This window comes from Streptomyces sp. NPDC004610 (assembly GCF_040609715.1).
GTDB lineage: Bacteria > Actinomycetota > Actinomycetes > Streptomycetales > Streptomycetaceae > Streptomyces.
In genome coordinates this window covers 82586-88915 of sequence record NZ_JBEXLA010000043.1, presented here as the reverse complement: position 1 = coordinate 88915, position 6330 = coordinate 82586, and the positions used below count along the sequence as shown (strand labels likewise).

Below are 6330 nucleotides of genomic sequence, written 5' to 3'. Positions count from 1 at the left end.
CGGTTACATTCCGAACCCGGAAGCTAAGCCTTACAGCGCCGATGGTACTGCTGGGGGGACCCGGTGGGAGAGTAGGACGCCGCCGAACAAATTTTAGGAAGAGCCTCATACCTTCGGGTATGGGGCTCTTCTGCGTTTCCGGGGAGTTTAAGGTCGTTGTATGCGCTATGACCTTGTGATCTTTGACAACGATGGGGTGCTGGTCGACAGCGAGCCGATCTCCAATCGGCTGCTCGCCGGGTATCTGACCGAGCTGGGGCATCCGACCTCGTACGAGGACTCTCTGCGGGACTACATGGGGGCCGCTGTGCATCGGGTGCACGATCTGATTCTGGAGCGGACCGGGGAGCGGTTGCCGGCGGAGTTCGATGAGGTGCTGCATGAGCGGGTCTTTGCCGCGTTCGAGCGGGAGTTGCGGCCGGTCGACGGGGTGGTGGAGGTGCTGGAGAAGCTGACGGCGGATGGGGTGCCGTACTGCGTTGCCTCGTCGGGGAGTCATGAGCGGATCAGGGTGGGGCATCGGGTCACCGGGCTGGACCGGTGGTTCGACGACGGGCGGATCTTCAGTTCTGAGGATGTGGGGCGGGGGAAGCCGGCGCCGGATCTGTTTCTGTATGCGGCTCGGGTGATGGGGGTGGCGCCGGAGCGGTGTGTGGTGGTGGAGGACAGTGCGCTGGGTGTGCGGGCCGGGGTCGCGGCGGGGATGGATGTGGTGGGGTTCGCAGGGATGACGCCTGTTGAGCGGCTTGAGGGGGCCGGGAGGGTGTTCTTCGGGATGGGGGAGCTGGTCGGTCTGGTGGTGTGAGGCGGGGAAGGTGAGGGGAATTCATCTTTGGCTTGATGTAGGCAGGGGCTGCTGAGGGCCCTACGCTCGCCGCCATGACGGAAGTGCTGCGGCGCGGTAGGGCTTCGCTGGCGTTCGGCTTCTTCGCCCAGGGGGTGGCGTTCGCCCTGCTGGTGACGCGGATTCCGGCAGTTCAGGACCGGTACGGAGTGTCCGACGCGCTGCTGCCGGTCTTTCTGGCCGCCGTGCCGATCCTGGCCGGGGTCGGGAGTGTGGTCACCGAGCGGCTGGTGCGGCGGGTCCGGCCCAGCGCGGTGCTGCGGTGGTCGCAACCGGTGGTGCTGCTGGCGCTGTCCGGGGTGGGGGCCGGGGAGGGGATGGTCGAACTGGGCGTCTCGCTCGCGGTGTTCGGGCTGGCGGTGGGCGCTCTCGACGCCTCGATGAACATGCTCGGGGTCAGTCTGCAGCGGGCGTACGGGCGGAGCATCATGCTCGGGTTTCATGCCGCGTACAGCCTGGGCGGGATTCTGGGGGCCTCGCTGGCGTGGGTGGGGGCGTACTGGGGGCTGGCGCTGTGGGTGTCGTATCTGCCGGTGGTGGGGGTCCTGGTGCCGACGGCGCTGGTGGGGAGCCGGTGGTATGTGGATGGGGGGAGGGGGGAGAAGGGGGCGGGTTCTCCCGGTTCTCCTGGTTCTCCCGGTTCTTCGGGTTCCCCCAGGTCTCCGGGTTCTCCGGGTTCTCCGGGTGTGGACTCGGGGGCGTCCGGGGTGGTGTTCAAGGCGTTGTTGCCGCTGTGTCTGGTGATGACGTTCGTGTATATCGGGGACTCCACGGTTTCCAACTGGAGTGCCAAGTACGTGCAGGATGTGCTGGGGGCGTCGGAGCAGTTGGCGACCGTGCCGTACAACGTCTACATGGTGACGACGCTGGTGGGGCGGGCCATGGGGGACTTCGGGGTGCGGCGGTTCGGGGCCGTGGTGGTGGTGCGGGGTGGGGCGGTGGTGGCCGCGGGCGGGTTCGCGGTGGTGGCGGGGGCGCCGGGGGCCTGGCTGGGGATGCTCGGGTTCACGCTGGTGGGGCTGGGGCTGTGTGTGCTGGTGCCGCAGACGTTCGCGGCGGCCGGGCGGTTGTTCCCGGGCGCGTCGGACGCGGCGGTGGCGCGGCTGAATGTCTTCAACTACGTCGGGTTCCTGGTCGGGTCGCCGCTCGTGGGGGCGCTGGGGGATGTGTGGAGCTATCGGGGGGCCATGCTCGTGCCGATGGTTCTGGTGCTGGTGACGTTGGTGTACGCCCGGTCGTTCGAGGGTCCGGGCGACCGATACGGTGGCGGGCATGAGCGGTCGCGCACAGCTGATGTGGGACGAGGCGGTAACGGGCTATGACTTCGGCCCCGAGCACCCGATGGATCCGGTCCGGCTGGATCTGACCCGGCGACTGGTCGGGGCGCTGGGCCTGGACCAGGCGCTGGAGGTCCGGTCGGCGAAGCCGGCCGGGGACTCGACGCTGCGGCTGGTGCACCGGGAGGACTACATCGCGGCGGTGCGGGCCGCGTCGGCGGATCCGCGCGCGGCGGACCCGTCGTACGGCCTGGGGACCGTGGACGATCCGGCGTTCGCCGGGATGCATGAGGCGTCGGCGCTGATCGCCGGGTTGTCGGTGGGGGCGGCCGAGGCGGTGTGGCGGGGGGACGCGGCGCACGCCGTGAACTTCGCGGGTGGGCTGCATCATGCGATGCCCGGGGCGGCCTCGGGGTTCTGCATCTACAACGACGCGGCGCTGGCCATCGCGCGGTTGCTGGAGCTGGGGGCGGAGCGGGTCGCGTATGTCGATGTGGACGTCCATCACGGGGACGGTGTGCAGGCGGCGTTCTGGGACGATCCCCGGGTGCTGACGATCTCGGTGCATGAGCATCCCCGGACGCTGTTCCCGCAGACCGGGTGGCCGGAGGAGACCGGGGCGGCGGGGGCCGCTGCGGGGTCGGCGGTGAATGTGGCGTTGCCCGCGGGGACGGGGGACGCGGGGTGGGTGCGGGCCTTTCACGCGGTGGTGCCGGAGCTGCTGGCCGAGTTCCGGCCGCAGGTGCTGGTGACCCAGCACGGGGCGGATACGCATTTCGAGGATCCGCTGGCGCATCTGGCGGTGTCGCTGGACGCCCAGCGGGCGGTGCAGGTCGCCTGTCATGAGCTGGCGCACGAGCATGCCGGGGGCCGGTGGGTGGCGCTCGGCGGGGGTGGCTACGCGGTGGTGGATGTGGTGCCGCGGTCGTGGGCGCATCTGGTGGGGATCGCGGCGGGGCGGGAAGTGGCGCCGGAGACGGTGGTTCCGGAGGGGTGGCGGGCGGAGGTCTTCGCGCGGACCCGGCAGTTGGGGCCGGGGCGGATGACGGACGGGCGGTGGCCGGTGGCGTGGGCGGCCTGGGAGGACGGGTACGACCCGGGGGACCGGGTGGACCAGGCGGTGCTGGCGACGCGGCGGGCGGTCTTTCCGCTGCGGGGGCTGCTGGCCTGACCGTTCACGGCCGGTACGGCGGCGACGGCCACCTCGGTCGCGGTTCGACGCCCCGCCGATACGCCGGTCGCCCCGGCCGATAGGCCGGTCGCGGGGCTCCTGGCCGTCACGCCGGTGGCGGGACGCCGCCCCGCCGTTGCGCCAGTCGCGGGACGCCCTGGCCGTCACCCCAGCCATGGGACGCCCCGGCCGATACGCCGACCGCGCGGGGAGCCGCCGTTACGCCGGTCGTACGCGATTCGGCCGTTACGCCGGTCGTGGGGGAAACGGTGAAGTCCGGGGTGGGTCGCGCGGCGGTGCGGCAGCATCGGGGCGTGCTCGGTCGTGGTGGGGTTCTGGGGCATGTGGTCGGCTGCCGGATCGCCGGGGTCGTGGCCACCGGGCGTGAGGTGAGTCTGCGGAGCTATCGGCTGTTCGCGGCTCGGGATCCCCGGGTGCTGATCGGGATCGATCCCGAAGGGGCCTGGAGTGAGCCGGAGTTGATCGGTTTGATGGCCGAGAAGTGCGGGGTATCTCCGGATCCGCGCTGTGTGGACGGGCCGGATGTGATCGATCCTTTACGGACGCTGCTCGCGCTGGACCGGTTCGCCGAGCGGATCGCCGAGGTAGCTCAGCGCAAGGGCCCGGTGCTGATCGGAACCGGGCATCCGGCCGCGCTGCTGGGTTTCTACGCCGGGCTCGCGGACGCTTTGTCGGCGGCGGGATGTGTTGTTCTCACCCCGGCGCAGGGTCGCTGTGTCGACATAACGACCCGGTTCGGTCTACGCACGTACAACCTTGACTACGTACGGGGCGTCGGGTTCGTGCGGGCGCACCACCCCGGGGGGCCCCGGGGTGCGACCGGCGCGCATGCCCACTCGCCGCTGCCGGTACGGGTGGCGCTGGCGGCGCTCGCCGAGGCCGGCGGGCCGCTGCCGGAGCTGGTGATCGGGGACCACGGCTGGGTCTGCGGAGCAGGTCAGCTGGGGTTCGAGGCCATCGGTCTGGGTGATACGGACGATCCCGCGCTGTTCGTCGGGGAGGCGGAGGGGCGGGTGTCCGTCGCCGTTCCCCTTGATGACCGCGTGCGATCCGATTACTACCTGCCGCTGACCCGCTACGTACTCAATCGAGCGTGTCTGTCACAGTAGGCCGCCGATGGGTGCACCTCTTCCCCACTCGCATCACCCGCCCCTACATTGGGGAGTGAGCACGCAACGACGAAGAGTCACCGGAAGGGGAAGCCGGTGGCCGTCGAGTGCGGAAGGTTCAGGTGTGTCATGGCTGCAGCTGGCGATCGGCCTCTTAGCGAGGTTCAGTTCCTTACCGTGGCGGAGGTCGCCTCGGTGATGCGAGTGTCGAAGATGACCGTGTACCGGCTGGTGCACAGTGGTCATCTGCCCGCGATTCGGGTGGGGCGGTCCTTCCGCGTCCCCGAGAACGCGGTTCACGAGTACCTCCGCGACAGTTATGTGGGGGTGGAGACGGCCTGACGATCGCCTCGATTACGACCTCAGCGCTCGGGCGGGTAGGCTAGCCCCTCGTAGGTCGTGTGGGCCCATGGCGCCCAAACACCGAGTGATGAGAAGTGAGCGAGGGTAGTCGTGGGCTCTGTTATCAAGAAGCGGCGCAAGCGGATGGCCAAGAAGAAGCACCGCAAGCTGCTCAAGCGCACGCGCGTTCAGCGTCGTAACAAGAAGTAGGGCCGTGCGGGATGGTGGCCGTGGGGTAGTTCCCCGGTCGCCGTCGCCGCGGTGCTGATGCTTCTGCGACGCGGGTGATGCCGTCGAGCGCGGGAAATGTGGGTGGCCCTCCATCGGTCCTGGACCGGTGGGGGGCCATCGTCATGCCCGGGGCGGGGAGGGGCGTCGCGGGGGCCGGGGCGGAATCGAGGGCTCGGCGGTCGTGCGGTCATCACAGCGCAACGTCGAGGCGCTAGGTTGGCCGCAGAAGCGCGGTACATCGGTACCTCGGGAAGAAGGGCGCTGGTCTTGGGCAAGGTCGTGCTGGTGACCGGAGTGGCGCGGCGGCTCGGCGGCCGGTTCGTCCGGCGGATCCAGCGGGACCCCGAGGTGGACCGGGTGGTCGCGGTGGACGCCGTGGAGCCCGAGCACCAGCTCGGCGGCGCCGACTTCATCCGCGCGGACATCCGCCAGCCGACGATCGCCCGGGTGCTCGCCGAGACCGGCGCCGACACGGTCGTCCATATGGATGTCTCCGCGACCGCGCTGGGCAGCGGCAGCCGGGCCGCGGTCAAGGAGACCAACGTCATCGGCACCATGCAGTTGCTCGGCGCCTGCCAGAAGTCGCCCACGGTGAAGCGGCTGGTGGTGAAGTCCAGTACGAATGTGTACGGGTCGGCGCCGCGCGATCCGGCGGTGTTCACCGAGACGACCTCGCCCAAGTCGCTGCCCAGCGGCGGCTTCGCCAAGGACACCGTCGAGGTCGAGGGCTATGTCCGCGGGTTCGCCCGGCGGCGCCCCGATGTGGCGGTCTGTGTGCTGCGGTTCGCCAATATCCTCGGGCCGAGCGCGGACTCGCCGCTCGCCGCGTACTTCTCGCTGCCGGTGCTGCCGACGGTCCTCGGCTACGACCCCCGGCTCCAGTTCGTGCACGAGGACGATGTCATCGACGTCCTGCGGATCGCCTCGCAGGAGCCGCGCCGCGGGACCCTGAACAGCGGCACGTTCAATCTGGCCGGGGACGGGGTGCTGCTGCTGTCGCAGTGCGCGCGGCGGCTCGGGCGTCCGACCGTGCCGCTGCTGCTGCCCGCGGTCACCTGGGCCGGCTCGCTGGTGCGCACGCTCGGCATGACCGACTTCTCGCCCGAGCAGATCCGGCTGCTGACCCATGGCCGGGCCGTCTCGACCGTCCAGATGCGCGAGACCCTGGGATTCCGGCCGCAGTACACCACCGCGGAGACCTTCGCGGACTTCGCGCGCGGCCGGGGCCCCGGGCTGCTGCCGCCCGAGACCGTCGCCCGTGCCGTCGACCGGCTCGCCGCGCTGCCCGTCGCCGGCGGCGGCCACCCCCCGAGCACGAGCACGGACTAGCGCAAC

The 6330-nt window shown here is 70.4% G+C and carries 7 protein-coding genes and 1 rRNA gene; all 8 read left to right on the top strand.

Going from position 1 to position 6330, the window contains the following annotated elements; translation table 11 throughout:
* Window positions 1–88, top strand: a 5S ribosomal RNA gene (gene rrf / locus ABZX40_RS35575); the annotation flags it as partial.
* Between the two features lie 72 nt (window positions 89–160).
* Window positions 161–805: an HAD family hydrolase gene (locus ABZX40_RS35570; RefSeq protein ID WP_355747439.1), complete on the top strand. Its 645-nt coding sequence runs from the start codon at window positions 161–163 to the stop codon at window positions 803–805.
* A 74-nt stretch (window positions 806–879) separates the two neighbouring features.
* Window positions 880–2166, top strand: a complete 1287-nt coding sequence (locus tag ABZX40_RS35565; protein ID WP_355747436.1) for an MFS transporter — start codon at window positions 880–882, stop codon at window positions 2164–2166.
* The gene (locus ABZX40_RS35560; protein WP_355747433.1) at window positions 2117–3292 is read left to right on the top strand and encodes an acetoin utilization protein AcuC; all 1176 of its coding nucleotides are present in this window, start codon (window positions 2117–2119) and stop codon (window positions 3290–3292) included. Before ABZX40_RS35565 ends, ABZX40_RS35560 begins: the two co-directional genes overlap by 50 nt.
* 314 nt (window positions 3293–3606) lie before the next feature.
* Complete coding sequence (locus ABZX40_RS35555; RefSeq protein WP_355747459.1) at window positions 3607–4422, top strand: phosphatase; 816 nt, start codon at window positions 3607–3609, stop codon at window positions 4420–4422.
* Window positions 4423–4551: 129 nt separating this feature from the next.
* Complete coding sequence (locus ABZX40_RS35550) at window positions 4552–4764, top strand: helix-turn-helix domain-containing protein (protein WP_355747430.1); 213 nt, start codon at window positions 4552–4554, stop codon at window positions 4762–4764.
* 111 nt (window positions 4765–4875) lie between these two features.
* Window positions 4876–4974, top strand: coding sequence for an AURKAIP1/COX24 domain-containing protein (locus ABZX40_RS35545; protein ID WP_003948845.1), 99 nt, complete (start codon window positions 4876–4878; stop codon window positions 4972–4974).
* A gap of 288 nt (window positions 4975–5262) precedes the next feature.
* Complete coding sequence (locus tag ABZX40_RS35540; protein ID WP_355747427.1) at window positions 5263–6324, top strand: NAD-dependent epimerase/dehydratase family protein; 1062 nt, start codon at window positions 5263–5265, stop codon at window positions 6322–6324.
* Window positions 6325–6330: the final 6 nt, after the last annotated feature.

What these genes read in the sequence shown, in the direction of transcription:
- ABZX40_RS35565 (WP_355747436.1), top strand. Translation starts at nt 880, where the DNA reads ATGACGGAAGTGCTGCGGCGCGGTAGGGCTTCGCTGGCGTTCGGCTTC.
- ABZX40_RS35570 (WP_355747439.1), top strand. Translation starts at nt 161, where the DNA reads ATGCGCTATGACCTTGTGATCTTTGACAACGATGGGGTGCTGGTCGAC.
- ABZX40_RS35550 (WP_355747430.1), top strand. Translation starts at nt 4,552, where the DNA reads ATGGCTGCAGCTGGCGATCGGCCTCTTAGCGAGGTTCAGTTCCTTACC.
- ABZX40_RS35560 (WP_355747433.1), top strand. Translation starts at nt 2,117, where the DNA reads ATGAGCGGTCGCGCACAGCTGATGTGGGACGAGGCGGTAACGGGCTAT.